Source organism: Nocardia farcinica, from assembly GCF_029867845.1.
Taxonomy (GTDB): Bacteria; Actinomycetota; Actinomycetes; order Mycobacteriales; family Mycobacteriaceae; genus Nocardia; species Nocardia farcinica_A.
Window position 1 is genome coordinate 1 of record NZ_JARWRU010000650.1, and the last position, 1,711, is coordinate 1,711.

General features: G+C 70.7%; 1 protein-coding gene and 1 pseudogene. Both read right to left on the reverse strand.

Annotation, left to right across the window (positions count from 1 at the left end; genetic code table 11):
* A pseudogene (locus QH283_RS14380) lies at positions 1 to 564 on the reverse strand (hypothetical protein); the annotation flags it as partial.
* A 334-nt stretch (positions 565 to 898) separates the two neighbouring features.
* Positions 899 to 1,420 (reverse strand): TetR/AcrR family transcriptional regulator, encoded by a 522-nt coding sequence (locus QH283_RS14385; protein ID WP_280503503.1) that lies wholly within the window; start codon positions 1,418 to 1,420, stop codon positions 899 to 901.
* Positions 1,421 to 1,711: the final 291 nt, after the last annotated feature.

Here is a 1,711-nt window from a genome sequence, read left to right on the forward strand (position 1 = left end):
GGGGGTTAGGACCGGCGCGTGGGGGCTGGATCCGCGCCGGGTGCCGTCGCGCTTTAAAACCACCGGCCCCGGCCGGGATTCGGTGAAGCTGCGGGCCTCGTCGGGGTCGTTGGTCACCAGCGTCTCCGGCACCCGCAGGCCCGCGCGCACGGCGGTCTCCCACTGCACGATCCGCCTGCTCGCGGTGCGGTCGGCGCCGGGGTCGTTGACCCAGTGCGCGGGGATCGACCACAGCATGCCCTCGAGGAAGCTGTCGCAGGCGTCGGGCTCGAAGTCGCTGTCGATGCCCGGCATCAGCGCCGAGCGGCTCGGTGTGGCCGGACGCCACCAGACCGAGCGGGCGCGGTCGAGCCCCACGGCCCGCGACATCGCCCGCGCCGTGCCGAGCCGGTCGACCCGGAAGCTGCCGTAGGCGCGCGGATAGGTGCTCGGATCGAAGCGGATCACCTCGAGCCCGTGCACCTGCTCCACCATCGTGGCCACCGCGGCCGCGTGCGGATCGCCGGTGTCACAGACGATGAGCACCGAATCGCGCCGCGCGGGCCCGCGCCGGAAGCCGCTCACCCCTGGCCACCGCGGGCGCTGCCGCGTGCTGCGGGAGGGAGGGATGCGGTGCCCATGGGCGGCTGCTCTCCGATCTCGTCCGTCGACTCGTCCTGTGCGCTCGACCCGGCACGTCTGCTCAAAATTTGCCGTGAGCTGGCTAACGCGCTTCGAATGATACCGTCGCGGTCGTGCCCGGCGGCGGTGTTCGGGTGAATTTCGGCCGGTCGGCAAATTGATCCCGGGGGCTTGACGGTCCCGTTGCGAAAGCCGCTCGGCGCGTAGCTCTTCGCACGACAGCGATCCAGCAGTTACTTCCGAATGGTGTCTTTTCGGAAGTGTCGCCGCTGTCGGCTCAGTCCTTGCGCCGGACCGAGGCCTCCACGAGATCCAATACGGCCGAAAGGTTCTCGTTGGTGTGCCCGGAGGCGATGCGGGCGATCAGCCCGTCGAGCACCAGGTCGAGATAGCCCAGCAGCACGTCGGTCGGCACATCGTCACGCAGCGCGCCCGCGGCCTTGCGGCGCTCCAACCGGGCCAGGGTGGCCGCGTGCAGTTCCGCCGAACGCTGGGTCCAGCTGGCCCGGAACTCGGGGTCGGTGCGCAGCCTGCGCGCGATCTCGAGCCGGGTGCCCAGCCAGTTGAACTGCTCGGGGTCGGCGAGCATGTCGCGCATGACCTGCACGATGCCCTGGTTGGCCGCCACGTCGGCCATCCGCTCGGCGTCCTCCTGGGCCAGGGCGAGGAACAGCGCGTCCTTGTCGCGGAAATGGTGGAAGATCGCGCCGCGCGACAATCCGATCTGCTCCTCGAGGCGGCGCACGGTCGCTCCGTCGTAGCCGTATTCGGCGAAGCAACGCCGGGCCCCGTCGAGGATCTGGCTGCGCCTCGCGGCGAGGTGGTCATCGCTGACCTTGGGCTTGGGGCGGGCTCCTCCTCGACGATACGTAAAACGGCGATACGGAAAACGGCGATACGGGAAAGGGCGATACGGAAAAGGGCGTGGTGACAGCGGGGGACGGCGGCACCGGGACACCGTCGCAGACCGGCGGCGCGGACACATCGGCAGCGGCGGCGGACCGGCAGCGGTGGTACACCGGCGGTTCGGCGCTCGACGTCCCGAAGTGGCGAGGGGGGGGGCCCCCCAGAGGCCCCAGCCCAAGGGGGG